12 protein-coding genes are annotated in these 12,585 nt (G+C 69.7%); 6 read left to right on the top strand and 6 right to left on the bottom strand.

Features of this window, described 5'->3' with window-relative positions:
- Positions 1-186: 186 nt before the first annotated feature.
- Positions 187-351 carry a hypothetical protein gene (locus tag P1J78_RS16760; protein WP_275568525.1) on the top strand — a complete coding sequence of 55 codons (165 nt, stop codon included), beginning with the start codon at positions 187-189 and terminating at the stop codon, positions 349-351.
- On the opposite strand, the gene P1J78_RS16755 is transcribed toward P1J78_RS16760, so the two are convergent.
- The gene (locus P1J78_RS16755) at positions 352-891 is read right to left on the bottom strand and encodes an adenine phosphoribosyltransferase (RefSeq protein WP_275568524.1); all 540 of its coding nucleotides are present in this window, start codon (positions 889-891) and stop codon (positions 352-354) included.
- Between the two features lie 311 nt (positions 892-1,202).
- Between P1J78_RS16755 and P1J78_RS16750 the strand changes: the two genes are divergently transcribed.
- Positions 1,203-1,373 (top strand): ribbon-helix-helix protein, encoded by a 171-nt coding sequence (locus tag P1J78_RS16750; RefSeq protein WP_275568523.1) that lies wholly within the window; start codon positions 1,203-1,205, stop codon positions 1,371-1,373.
- 4 nt (positions 1,374-1,377) lie between these two features.
- Here the strand turns inward: P1J78_RS16750 and P1J78_RS16745 are convergent, their stop codons facing one another.
- The 3 genes from P1J78_RS16745 to P1J78_RS16735 are packed head-to-tail and all read right to left on the bottom strand — an operon-like array spanning position 1,378 to position 3,988.
- On the bottom strand, positions 1,378-1,866 hold the full coding sequence (locus tag P1J78_RS16745) for a DUF2269 family protein (RefSeq protein WP_275568522.1): 489 nt from the start codon (positions 1,864-1,866) through the stop codon (positions 1,378-1,380).
- Positions 1,863-3,098 carry a DoxX-like family protein gene (locus P1J78_RS16740; RefSeq protein ID WP_275568548.1) on the bottom strand — a complete coding sequence of 412 codons (1,236 nt, stop codon included), beginning with the start codon at positions 3,096-3,098 and terminating at the stop codon, positions 1,863-1,865. Before P1J78_RS16740 ends, P1J78_RS16745 begins: the two co-directional genes overlap by 4 nt.
- A gap of 17 nt (positions 3,099-3,115) precedes the next feature.
- The gene (locus P1J78_RS16735; protein ID WP_275568521.1) at positions 3,116-3,988 is read right to left on the bottom strand and encodes an S-methyl-5'-thioadenosine phosphorylase; all 873 of its coding nucleotides are present in this window, start codon (positions 3,986-3,988) and stop codon (positions 3,116-3,118) included.
- Between the two features lie 756 nt (positions 3,989-4,744).
- Between P1J78_RS16735 and P1J78_RS16730 the strand changes: the two genes are divergently transcribed.
- The gene (locus P1J78_RS16730) at positions 4,745-6,364 is read left to right on the top strand and encodes a SulP family inorganic anion transporter (RefSeq protein ID WP_275568520.1); all 1,620 of its coding nucleotides are present in this window, start codon (positions 4,745-4,747) and stop codon (positions 6,362-6,364) included.
- Between the two features lie 54 nt (positions 6,365-6,418).
- Here the strand turns inward: P1J78_RS16730 and P1J78_RS16725 are convergent, their stop codons facing one another.
- Positions 6,419-7,024 carry a flavin reductase family protein gene (locus P1J78_RS16725; protein WP_275568519.1) on the bottom strand — a complete coding sequence of 202 codons (606 nt, stop codon included), beginning with the start codon at positions 7,022-7,024 and terminating at the stop codon, positions 6,419-6,421.
- Between the two features lie 83 nt (positions 7,025-7,107).
- Between P1J78_RS16725 and P1J78_RS16720 the strand changes: the two genes are divergently transcribed.
- Both P1J78_RS16720 and P1J78_RS16715 read left to right on the top strand, forming a co-directional pair.
- On the top strand, positions 7,108-7,641 hold the full coding sequence (locus P1J78_RS16720) for a GNAT family N-acetyltransferase (RefSeq protein ID WP_275568518.1): 534 nt from the start codon (positions 7,108-7,110) through the stop codon (positions 7,639-7,641).
- A 251-nt stretch (positions 7,642-7,892) separates the two neighbouring features.
- Positions 7,893-8,363, top strand: a complete 471-nt coding sequence (locus tag P1J78_RS16715) for a hypothetical protein (protein WP_275568517.1) — start codon at positions 7,893-7,895, stop codon at positions 8,361-8,363.
- A gap of 52 nt (positions 8,364-8,415) precedes the next feature.
- On the opposite strand, the gene ptsP is transcribed toward P1J78_RS16715, so the two are convergent.
- Positions 8,416-10,665 (bottom strand): phosphoenolpyruvate--protein phosphotransferase, encoded by a 2,250-nt coding sequence (gene ptsP / locus P1J78_RS16710; RefSeq protein ID WP_275568547.1) that lies wholly within the window; start codon positions 10,663-10,665, stop codon positions 8,416-8,418.
- Between the two features lie 193 nt (positions 10,666-10,858).
- On the opposite strand from ptsP, the gene P1J78_RS16705 reads away from it, so the two are divergent.
- On the top strand, positions 10,859-11,962 hold the full coding sequence (locus P1J78_RS16705) for a PDC sensor domain-containing protein (protein ID WP_275568516.1): 1,104 nt from the start codon (positions 10,859-10,861) through the stop codon (positions 11,960-11,962).
- The last annotated feature ends 623 nt before the right edge of the window (positions 11,963-12,585 follow it).

Raw genomic sequence — 12,585 nt, 5'->3', positions numbered from 1 at the left:
GTCTCGGGCTCTTGGGGTCGGGTCGACCGTCACCTAGCCCGCCCCGGGCGCCCGGCCAGCGCCGCTGTTATCGGATAGCCACGGGGCGCATTCGGGTAGCCGCGGGGCGATATTGCTTGTCCGGCGGGGCCGGCCGCACGCTTGATCCAGTCGCCCGAACCGCAACACCGACCGAAGGACCCCGACATGACCCGCCGCATCCACACCGCCGACCGCAGCTACGAGGACTCGATCGTCCTGGCCCTGATGGCGATGGACGACATCCCCCGCGACCTGCGCGACACGCGCCACCGCCCGAACCGCAGCTACGGCTATGTCGACCTGCCGCCGATGGCCCGCCGCGGCCGCTGATCAGGCGCCCTCGAACTCGCACAGCGCATGCACGTCCATGCCGAGCTTTTCCAACAGCTTGCGCCCGCCCAGCTCGGGCAGGTCGACGATGAAGGCGCAGCCCACGATATTCGCGCCCAGCCGCTCCAGAAGCTTGATCCCGGCCTCCGCCGTGCCGCCCGTGGCCAAGAGATCGTCGACCACCAGCACGTTCTCGCCCGGCAGGATCGCGTCGTCGTGGATCTCCACGATCGCCTCGCCGTATTCCAGCTTGTAGTCCTGGCTGATCGTGGTGCCGGGCAGCTTGCCCTTCTTGCGGATCGGGACAAAGCCGATGCCCAGCTGATGCGCGATGGCGCCGCCCAGGATTAAGCCGCGCGCCTCCAGCCCCACCACCTTGTCGATGCGCTCGCCCACGTAAGGGTGCAGCATCTGGTCGATCGCCATGCGGAACCCGCGCGGGTCGGCGAACAGCGTCGTCACGTCGCGGAACAGGATCCCCTCGTGCGGGAAATCGGCGATGGTGCGGATATAGTCCCTGACGGACTTGGAAGATTTCATGAACCGGCCCCTTCGGCGCGTTGGCGTCGGGGCCGATTATGTCGCGCAAGCGGGGGCGCGTTGCAAGCCGGGCGCGCTCAGCGCAGGCGGAACACGCGGTAGACGATCGCCGGGATCCAGTTGGCGCGCGGTGTCTTCTGGTTCAGCCGGCGGGCCAGCAGCAGCGACCTTGCGGAGTCCAGCGTCATTTTCTGTTCCCTTCCGGAATAGCTGTGATAATCGTATGTCGTTCTCTTGTATTTCTTATGTATATACATGAGATAGCAATCAGTCAAGCGGGTCAGTCAAGCGGGAACGCGCGCGGGTGAGCAATGAGCAAGAAGACCGACAAGAAGAAGAACAAGAAGGACAGCCAGCTCATCCTGCGGCTGGACAAGGAGGAACGCGACGCCTTCGTGCAGCTGTGCAAGGACCAGGACACCAGCGCCGCGCGCGAGATCCGGCGGTTCATCCGCGACTACCTGTCCGAGCACGCGGAGTAGCGGCTCACCAGAGGGCGGGCTTGGCCACCATCAGCCAGAACACCGCGACCAGCGCCAGGAATGCCGGCCATCCCAGCGCGAACCAGAGCCGGTAGAGCCGCCGCGCCTCCGCCGGCAGCGGCGCGCCCGCCGCCAGCGCCGCGCCCGCCAGGTCGCGGATCCGGATCTGCAGCCGCACCACGGGCACCCAGCAGGCCAGGGCCAGCGCATAGCCGGCATAGCTCAGAGCCAGCCACGGCTCGCCCCAGCCGAACCCGGCCAGATGCACCAGCAGCAGCCCCGTCACCGGCTGCACCACGCCCGCCGGCGTCGTGAACAGCCAGTCCGCCACGACGACGCCCGAGGCGACCGAATGCACCGTCTCCGCGCGACCCGTGACCCGCACCGTGCGCATCGCCCAGACCATCTGGAACGCGGTGCCGATCCCGGTGCCGAAGAGCACGGTGGAGGACAGGATGTGCGCCCATTTGAGAAGCAGGTACCAGTCGATCACCGCTCCTCCTCCAGCACCCGGTGGACCAGGAGCAGCAACAGGACCGGCAGGTTCTTCAACAGCGCCCCGAACGGGTCGAGCCACAGCGACGGATCCAGCAGCGTCAGCGCCACGGTGTAGCCCGCCACCACCGCCATCTGCACCCAGGCCATCAGCCGCAAACGCCACGCGGCGAGAAGGGCGCCGGCGATCGCCAGATCGACAAGCCCGCCGAGCCGGCCGAGCGCCAGCGCCATGCCGTCCGGCAGCGCCGTGTCCGCCGCCCCCAGCACCGTCTCGGCCGGCAGCAACAGCCCCAGGAGCCCGGAGACGAGCCACAGCACCGCCAGCCCCAGCCGCACCGCCGGTTTCAGCAGGTAGAGCCGCGCCTGCCACAAATCCTGCGTCCCCGCCGGCCGCGCCGCCAGGAAATCCGAGACACCCCGCGTCACCGTCTCCGGCCCGGGCCGGCTCTCGATCCCCGCCTCCAGCTGCGCCGCCGCGTTGCGCGAGATCGGTCCCAGCTTCAGCGCCGAGCCGACCCGCCCCAGCGCCCGCGCGGCCCGGACCGGCACATCCAGCACCGGCACCGGCCGCTGCCCCATCCAGGCCCGCAACCGCTGCACCAGTTCCGCCTGGGTCACCGTCTCCGACCCGCCCGCGTCATGTGGCCCGCCATCCGGCGGCCCTTCCAGTGAGCGCACCACCAGCGCGGCCAGATCGCCCGCATGCATCGGGTTCACCGCCTGCCCGCCGGCCACCACCGGCGTGACCAGCGGCATCGCCGCCAGCGCCCGCAAGAGCGACGTCCCGCCATAGGACGTCTCGCCCATCACCAGCCCCGGCCGCAGGATGGTGACGGGGCAGGGCGCCGCGCGCGCCACCGCCTCGCCCTCGCGCCGCCAGCGGCCGAACGGCGTGTCGGCCTCGATCCCGACGGCCGAGATCAGCACGATCTGCGCGTCCTTGTTAAGTGCCGCGTAAAGCGCCCGCGGCGCCGCCACATGCACCGCCTCGAAAGCCGCCTCGGTCGCATCGAGCAACCCCGCCGCGTTCACCACGGCGACGGCGTCGGCCGCATGCGGCGCCCAGAACCCGGCCTCATTTGTCGCCGGATCGGTCAGATCCGCCCGCAGCACCTCGAACCCCTGCGCCGCCAGCGCCGAGACCCGCCGCGCCACGCAGACCGGCCCATAGCCCGCCGCGCGCAGGGCGATGGCGATATGGCGCCCGATGAACCCGTCGGCGCCCAGCAGCAGGACCCTGCCGGCTATAGAACCCGTCCCGCCACGGCGTCGAGCTTGGCCACCAGACCCGCGTCGCGCTTCTCCGGCGCGGTCAGCAGCGCGTGGTCCAGCGCCCGGTCGCAGCCGTATTCGCAGGACTCCCGCACCGCGCCCAGCAGTGCCGGCAGCCGCTTGACCAGCCCCCGCGCCTTGTCGGCATTGCCGGTCAGCGTCGCGATGATATCCGAGATGTCGACGGCGCCGTGATGCGGGTGCCAGCTGTCGTAGTCGGTGATCATCGCCACGCTCGCATAGCAAAGCTCCGCCTCGCGGGCGAGCTTGGCCTCGGGCATGTTGGTCATCCCGATCACGTCGCAGCCCCAGACCTCGCGGTAGAGCTTCGACTCGGCCATCGACGAGAACTGCGGCCCCTCCATCGCCAGGTAGGTGCCGCCGTCATGCACGGTGATTCCCTCGGCCTTGCCCGCCTCGATACAGGCGGCCGAGAGGCGCGGGCAGGTGGGATGCGCGACCGAGACATGCGCGACGCAGCCGGTGCCGAAGAACGTCTTCTCCCGCGCGATCGTCCGGTCGATGAACTGGTCCACGACCACGAAGTCGCCCGGCGCCATCTCCTCGCGGAACGATCCGCAGGCCGAGACGCTGACCACGTCGGTCACGCCCAGCCGCTTCAGCGCGTCGATATTGGCGCGGTAGGGCACGGTGGAGGGCGAATGCACGTGCCCCCGCCCGTGCCGCGGCAGAAAGGCCATCGGAACGCCGTCCAGCCTGCCGGTCAGTACCTGGTCCGAGGGCGCGCCCCAGGGGCTCTCCACGCCGCGCCATTCGGCGCCCTCCAGCCCATCGATGTCGTAGACCCCCGAGCCGCCGATCACCCCGATCATCGTGTCGCCCATTCCACGCCTCCTGTTGCCGTCCGTCCCGTTGATACGCGCTGCATGGCGCGTTGCAAACCTGTCGTGACGCGCGAGCCGGCGCGAGGCGCCGGGTACGTTCAACCTACGTGAGGAGCCGCGCGAGGGCCGACGCGCGCGGGGGGCGCACCGGAGTCCGAACGGCGCGCTTTATGGCTGCCAAATTCGGGCGACCTCCGAGCTCTGCGATAACGTCCACCACAGCGCCGCCGCGTGGGGGCGCGTCGGCGCTTGCGCGGCGGCCTGCGGCCTGCGGCCTTGTCCCGCGCTGGACAACGTTCGAAGGGGTCAACGCCTGTGCCGAACGTCCAGTGGACCTACACTACTGGCCATTCCCGAACAGCGTGAGAAGCCGCGCGAGGGCCGACGCCCGCGGGGGCGCACCGGATTACGAGCTTTGCACTTTATGGCTGCCAGGTCCGGGCGACCTCGGAGCGCTGCGATAACGTCTACCACAGCGCCGCCGCTCTGGGGCGCGTCTCTCGGGCATTGCTCTGCAATGCCCTGCCGACAGGCGATTGCAGAGCAATCGCCGAGAGGCGGCGCTTGCGCGGCGGCCTGCGGCCTTGTTCCGCGCTGGGGCACCGTACAAACGACGTTGCCCCCCCCGCATCCCGCTCACTGCATACCGGCTATGCACCCGCACCCCGTGAAATCTGACGCCGATACCGCTAATGCTGCAGCGCAGAAACGCCGGGCGCCCTCCCGGCCCTTCCACATGCCCACTCCGGAGCCTTCATGAGCAAAGCCCTGCAAGCGGTGCTCGGCCTGACCGCGCGCCCGTCCGCCCGCATCGACCGCCTCAGCCCCGCACAACTCAAGACCGAGATCCTCTCCGGCCTGACCGTGGCGCTGGCGCTGGTGCCGGAAGCGGTGGCCTTCGCCTTCGTGGCGGGCGTCCACCCGCTGGTCGGGCTCTACGCCGCCTTCATGGTCGGCCTGATCACCGCGCTGTTCGGCGGCCGGCCCGGCATGATCTCGGGCGCCACCGGGGCGCTGGCGGTCGTCATGGTCTCGCTGGTGGCGCAGCACGGCGTGGAATACCTGTTCGCCACCGTCGTGCTCATGGGTCTCCTGCAACTGATCGCCGGCGCGCTGAAATGGGGCAAGTTCATCCGGCTGGTGCCGCAGCCCGTGATGCTGGGCTTCGTCAACGGACTCGCCATCGTGATCTTCCTCGCCCAGCTCACCCAGTTCCAGGTGCCGGGCACGGCGGAAGTCTCGGGCCACGGCATGGCGGGCGGCGAATGGCTGACGGGCCTGCCGCTCTACGTCATGCTCGCGCTCGTGGCACTGACCATGGGCGTGATCTGGCTCCTGCCCCGGGTGACGACCATCGTCCCCGCACCGCTCGCCGGCATTGCCGTCACCGCGGCCCTCGTCGTGATCTTCGGCCTCGACACCCCGCGCGTCGGCGACCTCGCCTCGATCGAGGGCGGCCTGCCGGCCTTCCACATCCCCGCCGTGCCGCTGACACTGCAGACGCTGGAGATCATCCTGCCCTACGCGGTCATCCTCGCGGCCATCGGCCTGATCGAAAGCCTGCTGACGCTGAACCTCGTGGGCGAGATCACCGGCGACAAGGGCGGCGCCAGCCAGGAATGCCTCGCCCAGGGCGCGGCCAACGTCGCCACCGGCTTCTTCGGCGGCATGGGCGGCTGCGCGATGATCGGCCAGTCGATGATCAACGTGAAATCCGGCGGCCGCACCCGCCTGTCGGGCATCGCCGCGGCACTGTTCCTGCTGGCCTTCATCCTCTTCGCCGCGCCGCTGATCGAGACGATCCCGCTCGCCGCGCTGGTCGGCGTGATGTTCATGGTCGTGATCGGCACCTTCGCCTGGAACTCGCTGAAGATCCTCCGCAAAGTGCCGCTGACCGACGCCTTCGTCATCGTGCTGGTGACCGGCGTGACCGTGGCCTACGACCTCGCCACCGCCGTCGTCGTCGGCGTCATCGTCTCGGCACTGGCCTATTCGTGGAAGAACGCCACCCGCATCCACGCCACCACCTATACGACGCCCGAGGGCGCCAAGGTCTACCAGGTGCAAGGCCCGCTGTTCTTCGGCTCGGCCGAGGGCTTCGCCGAGCTGTTCGACGCCGAGCGCGACCCGTCGCGCGTCATCGTGGACTTCGCCGACAGCCGCGTCGCCGACCAGTCGGCGCTGACCGCGATCGAGACGCTGGCCTCGAAATACGAGCTGGCGGGCAAGAAGGTGGAACTGCGCCACCTCAGCCGCGACTGCCACCGGCTGCTGCAGCGGGCCGGCCAGCTGATGGTCGACAGCGACGACGACCCCGACTACGAGATCGCCGTGAACTACGGCGTGCGCACCGGCCAGCTGGGCGGGGGGCACTGACCCCCGGCGCCGCCGATTTTTCGTCGAAAAATCGCGGGCGCCCGGCGCGAACCGTCAGTCGTCCGGCCGCGACAGGCTGAACAGCTCCGTGATCCGCGCGTAGTCGCGATAGCCCAGTCGCGTCAGCGGCTGGTAGCGGGTGATGTCGAACCGCCCGTCCACCAGGCAGTCGTCGCGCAGGTGAACCCCCGTCACCTCGCCCAACACCAGCCAGTTCGCCGCGCCCTCCAGCCGCACGATCTGCGTCAGCCGGCATTCCAGGTTCGCCGGCGCCGCCGCCACCCGGGCACAGGCCACCGTGTCGCACTCCGCCTTTTCCAGCCCCGCGACCGCGAACTCGTCCTCGCCCGCCGGCAGGCTCGCCGAGGTCGCGTTCATCGCGTCCCGCATCGCGTATTCCACGATGTTCACGCAGAACACCCCGGTCTCGCGGATATTGGCCACGTTGTCCTTGGTGCCGTCCCGGTCCGCCTTGGTCCCGGTCGAGGAGAACATCACCTGCGGCGGCACATAGGCCACCGCGTTGAAGAACGAATAGGGCGCCAGGTTGTCCCGCCCCTCGGCGTCGCGCGTCGAGATCCAGCCGATGGGCCGCGGCGTGACCACCGCGTTGAACGGGTTGTGGGGCAGGCCGTGGCCGTCCGCGGGTCGATAGAACATGCGCGCTCCTCGCTGCGTTGCCCCCTCCTAGCCCGCATGCTACGGGGCGTTCCAGTCGATTTCGCGGAAGGGGCCGGGACAGGGTGCAGCGCAAGGCCGTGGAACTCTACCGGCTGTCGCAGGAGACCCCCGCCGATTGGTGGGAGGTCGAGCAACTGTTCGACACCTGTTTCGCGCCGGGGCGCGAGATGCTCTCCTCCTACCGCCTGCGCCGCGACGTGGCGCCGGTGGCCGAGCTCTGCCTCGTCGCCCGCGAGCGCGAGGCGCTGGAGGCGGTGGCCGCCGCCATCCGCTACTGGCCCGTGCGCGTCGGCGGCGCGCGCGCGCTGCTCCTCGGCCCCGTCGCCACCCACCCGATCCACCAGGGCGAGGGGCTGGCGGCCTGGATCATCGCCGAAAGCCTCGGCCGCGCGCGCCGCGCCGGCTGGCGCCGGGTGCTTCTGGTGGGCGACGAACCCTATTACGGCCGCTTCGGCTTCACCCGCCGCGCGGGCGTGATCATGCCGCCCCCCACCAACCCCGAGCGCGTTCTGGGCCTGTCGCTGGTGCAGCCGGACGCCTGGGCCGGCGTGTCGGGGCCGGTGACGCGCTGGCAGGAGGACGCGCCGGCATCGTAGCCCGGGCGCATTCGCCCGGTGATCCCCCGGCGCGGGGGCGCCGTGACGCGCAGGATCCGACCGGACAGTCGGGGCGGTCCGGCCCACCGGCTCCTCACGCCCGCGCGGGCGGGCGCCCGCCGCCGCCCCCGACCTCACAATTCTTTTATCGGTGTGATGTAACCTTTCCCGGGGGGCATCACGTTGGGGGGTCAGAAGGCGGCGCAAAGGTGCCGCCGCGAAGAGAGACACTGACCGAAAGGAGGGCAATCATGAAACGCCTTCTCATGACCACCGCACTCGTCCTGACCACCGCCGCCGGCACTGCCAGTGCGCAGATGGCCGATGGCGACAACGTGCAGCTTCGCAACGAAGTCGGCAACTACCTCGCCGCGAGCGAGTGGACCGTGGACGTGGACAGCCTGACCACCGAGCAACTGGTCGAGATCCACTCCGCGATCACGTCGGACGAGTCCGCCACCGAAGTCGACTCGGCCGTTGAAGCCGTGCTGAACGACGGCAACGTCGAATACACCGAGCGCCCGGCCTACGTCGTGGTGGAAACGGAAGAACTTCCGCGCGACCAGATCTTCACCAAGGTCTCGAACGCATTGATCGGGACCGAGTACGAAGGCATGGCCTGGACGCTGAGCGACGAGGAGCTGGTACAAGCCTACTCCGTCGTCAACAGCACCGACGACCAGAGCGACATGTACCTGGAACTGTCCGGCCTGTTCGAATAACGGACCGGCCGCAGGATCCGTCGCAAAGGGCCGCCGCAAGGCGGCCCTTTCGCTATCGCGGCTGCTTCGCCAGCCACTCCATCACCGGCTGCCGCACCGACTGGCGGCCGTTCTCGCGCGCCTCGCAGATCACCGCGCGCGCCTCCGACAGGTCGACCCGGCGCAGCAGGCTCTTCACCGGCCCGATAGAGGCCGGCCGCATCGACAGCTGCCGCACCCCGACCGCCGCGAAACACAGCGCCTCCACCGGCCGCCCGGCATCCTCGCCGCAGAAACTCACCGAGGTTCCGGCGGCGTCGCAGCGCTGCACGATCCCCTCGATCAGGCTCAGGAACGACACGTTCAGCGTGTCATAGCGCCGGCGCACCCGCTCGTTCTCGCGGTCGGCGGCGAAGAAGAACTGCTTCAGGTCGTTGCCGCCGATCGAGATGAAATCGCACATCTCGTAGAACTGACGCGGCGCATAGGCCAGGCTGGGCGTCTCCAGCATGGTGCCGATCTCGACACGCTCGGGCAGCACATGGCCCAGCGCCGCCTCGCGCTCCAGCTCGCGGAACACGTGGTCGCGGCCCGCCTTGAACTCGTCGAACTGGGCGACCATCGGGAACATCACCGCCAGCGGCCGGCCGCGCGTCGCCCGGATCAGCGCCTGAAGCTGCATCCGCATCACGCCCGGCTTGTCCAGCCCCACCCGGATCGCCCGCCAGCCCAGCGCCGGGTTCGGCTCGTCGGTGGGCTTCATGTAGGGCAGCACCTTGTCCGAGCCGATGTCCAGCGTGCGGAACTGCACCCGCTTGCCATGCGCCGCGTCCAGCACGCGGGCGTAGATCTCCGCCAGCTCCTGGCGCTTCGGCATCCGGTTGCGGATCAGGAACTGCAGCTCGGTGCGAAACAGCCCGACCCCCTCGGCGCCGGAATTGTCCAGGCTCGGCAGGTCGGCCATCAGCCCGGCATTCATGTGCATCCCGATCACCGCGCCGTCCCGCGTCTCGGCCGGCAGGTCGCGCAGCGAGGCATAGCGGTGCTGCGCCTCGGCCATCATCGCCATCTTGTCGCGGAAGGCGTTCACGACCGTTTCCTCGGGCCGCAGATGCACCGTGCCCTGCTCGCCGTCGACCATGATCGGATCGCCGTTCAGCGCCTCGGCGGTGATGCTCTTGGCATGGATCACCAGCGGGATCGCCCAGGCCCGCGCCACGATGGCGGCGTGCGAGCCGACCGAGCCGTCCTCCAGCACGATCGCCTTCAGCTTCTTGCGGCCATAGTCCAGAAGCTCCGCCGGCCCGATGTTCCGCGCCACCAGCACCGGGTCGTCCGGCATCTCGGCCCCGGTCTCGCTGCCCTGGCCCGACAGCGTGCGCAGAAGCCGGTTCGACAGGTCGTCCAGGTCGTGCAGCCGCTCGCGCAGATAGGCGTCGGGCACCTGTTCCATGCGGGCGCGGGCGGTGGACTGCTCCTTCTCCACCGCCGCCTCGGCCGACAGGCCGCGGGCGATGTCGGCCTCGATCCGCGCGATCCACGACCGCGAATTGGCGAACATGCGGTAGGCTTCCAGCACCTCGCGCTGGTCCTTGTCGCCGGGCTCCAGCCGGGTCAGCATCTCGTCGACCGACATGCGAAGCTGCTCCAGCGCCTCGCGGAACCGCTCGCGCTCGGCCTCGGGGTCGTCGGCCACCGGGTTCGACACCACCACCCGCGGCTCGTGCAGCCAGACATGGCCCTCCGCCGTGCCCTCCTGGCCGGTGGTGCCCTGGTACAGCATCGCCTGCTGGTGCAGCGCGCGCATCGCCGCGCCCTCGCCGACGAAGGCGCCCAGCTCGGCCATCTCGGCCAGCACCATAGCGACGACTTCCAGCGCATAGACCTCGTCCTCGGAGAACCGCCGCTGGTCCTTGGACTGCACCACCAGCACGCCCAGCGTCTCGCCCAGCCGCTGGATCGGCAGCGCCAGGAGCGAGCTGAACACCTCCTCGCCGGTCTCCGGCATGTAGCGGAAGCCCCGCGTCGCCGGCGCGTTCTCGGTGTTCAGCGGCTGGCCGGAGCGGGCCACGCGGCCCACCAGCCCCTCGCCGATCCGCATCCGCGTCTTGTGCACCGCCTCGGGCTTCAGGCCCTGCGTCGCGCACAGCTCCAGCGTCTCGGGGTCGCGGAACAGGTAGATCGAGCACACGTCGGTGCCCATGCTGTCGGCGATCAGATGGGTGATCTTGTCCAGACGTTCCTGGCCCTCGCCCTCTTCGGCAAGGGTATCGCGCAGCCGGCCGAGCAGTTTCCGGCTTTCAGATTCGGTTCCGTCGGCCATGCCGTTCTGGTCTGTCCCGCCCATCCAGCGCAAATCGCGCAGGCCCAGTCTAGCGTCGGTTGCGCGGCAGTGAAACGAAGTTTGTTTCGCAAGGCGCGATGACGCCATCGGAAAACCCGCAGGACAGTGCAGTTGTGTCGCGATACCGGTCTGCGTAAGCTCGGCCGCAATGTCGAGGGAGTGAGGAGCGGTGATGCCGAGGCGCCTGATCCTAGTGCTGGGGCTCGTCGGGCTGCAGGCGCTGGCGCTCGTGGTGGTGCTGGGCATCACCTACTGGGCGTCGCAGGACGTGCTGCTGCGCTATGCCGAGGGGCTGACCGCGCGCATCGCCCGCGACGCCACCGCCTATACCGAGGATTTCCTGGACCCCGCCAACGACGCCGCGGTGCTCAGCCGCCGGCTGATCGAATCCGGCGTGGTCGACACCGAGGACCGCGCCGCGCTGACCCGCTACCTGTTCGGCCTGGTGAAGATGCGGCCCAATTTCGACGGCACCTATTACGGCGACGAGGCGGGCGAGTTCGTCTTCGTCAACCGCGACACCAGCATGGAGCGCTCCGCCTTTCGGGTGAAGGACATCGTCACCGAACCCGAGCGGATCGTCGAACTGTCCTGGGTCACCGAACAGTTCCGCGAGGTGGCCGGGCGCACCGATCCGCAGGACGACTACGACCCGCGCACCCGGCCCTGGTACCGGCAGGCGCAGGAGCGGGGCGGCCTGGCCTGGACCGCGCCCTACATCTTCTTCACCTCGCAGCGGCCGGGGATCACCGTGGCGGTGCCCGTCGACGACCCCGAGACGCTGCGCTTTTCCGGCGCGGTGGGCGTCGATATCGGGATCGGGGCGCTGTCGGCCTTTCTCGACGGGCTCGACATCAGCCCGCGCGGCTCGGCCGCCATCGTCGCCGAGGCCGGCGACATCATCGCCCACAGCCAGGAAGAGCTGGTCGCCACGCCGGACGGGCAGGGCGGGGTGCGGTTCGGCAAGGTCGCCGACGGCGAGGATCCGATCCTGACCGGCGCGGCCGCCTCGATCGAGGGCGGGCTGAACGGCCTGTTCCCCGGCGAGATCCGCGTCTCGCGCTTCGAGGCCGCGGGCGAGACCTGGCTGGGCGCGGTGCAGCGGCTGCGGCTGGAGCGTACGCCCTGGACGGTAGTGACCTACCTGCCGCAGTCGGACATCCTGTCGCCGCTCTGGCGGGTGCGGAACACCGCGCTCTGGGTCGCGGCCGGCGCGCTCCTGGCGACTGCGCTGCTGGGCCTGGTGTTCGGCGGGGTGGTGATGCGGCGGCGATAGCGGCGGTCCGACGCGAAACGCGGCCGCGGCCCGGCCGGCCGGGTTACTCACACTGCTTGAACGTGCCCGGTTGTCGCGCTCAAAGCCTCCGGGGCTCCGCCCGCCGCCACCGCAATACGTGCATTGCATGGTCTCATTGCCGATACGGCCCGCGCACGTCCGTCGGTGGCTGATGTGTGGGGCATGCACGATAACCCCTTTGAACGGTGCCCAGCGCGGAACAAGGCGAAGCCGCCGCGCAAGCGCCGACGCGCCCCGGTGCGGCGGCGCTGTGGTCAACGTTATCGCTGCGCTCGGAGGTCGCCCGGACTTGGCAGCCATAAAGCGCACCGTTCGGAGGTCGGAAGCGCCACCGCGCGCGTCGGCGCTTGCGCGGCTCCTCACACAGCTTGGATGTGCCGGGTTTTGCCTTTCCGCGCGGACGGGGCTCCACCGGAAGGCGTCCATTGCACGTTCTCACCGCGCGCAGCGCGTGGCCAACGTGTGGGGCATGTACGAAAACCCCTTTTGAACGGTGCCCCGCGCGGAACAAGGCCGAAGGCCGCCGCGCAAGCGCCGCCTCTCGGCGATTGCTCTGCAATCGCCTGTCGGCAGGGCATTTCGCCAGCGAAATGCCCGAGAGA

The sequence above is a fragment of the Psychromarinibacter sediminicola genome (genome assembly GCF_029168335.1).
In the GTDB taxonomy this organism is placed as follows: domain Bacteria; phylum Pseudomonadota; class Alphaproteobacteria; order Rhodobacterales; family Rhodobacteraceae; genus Psychromarinibacter; species Psychromarinibacter sediminicola.
Note: the sequence above shows the minus strand (reverse complement) of the source record. Positions and strands in the feature narration are given on the sequence as shown.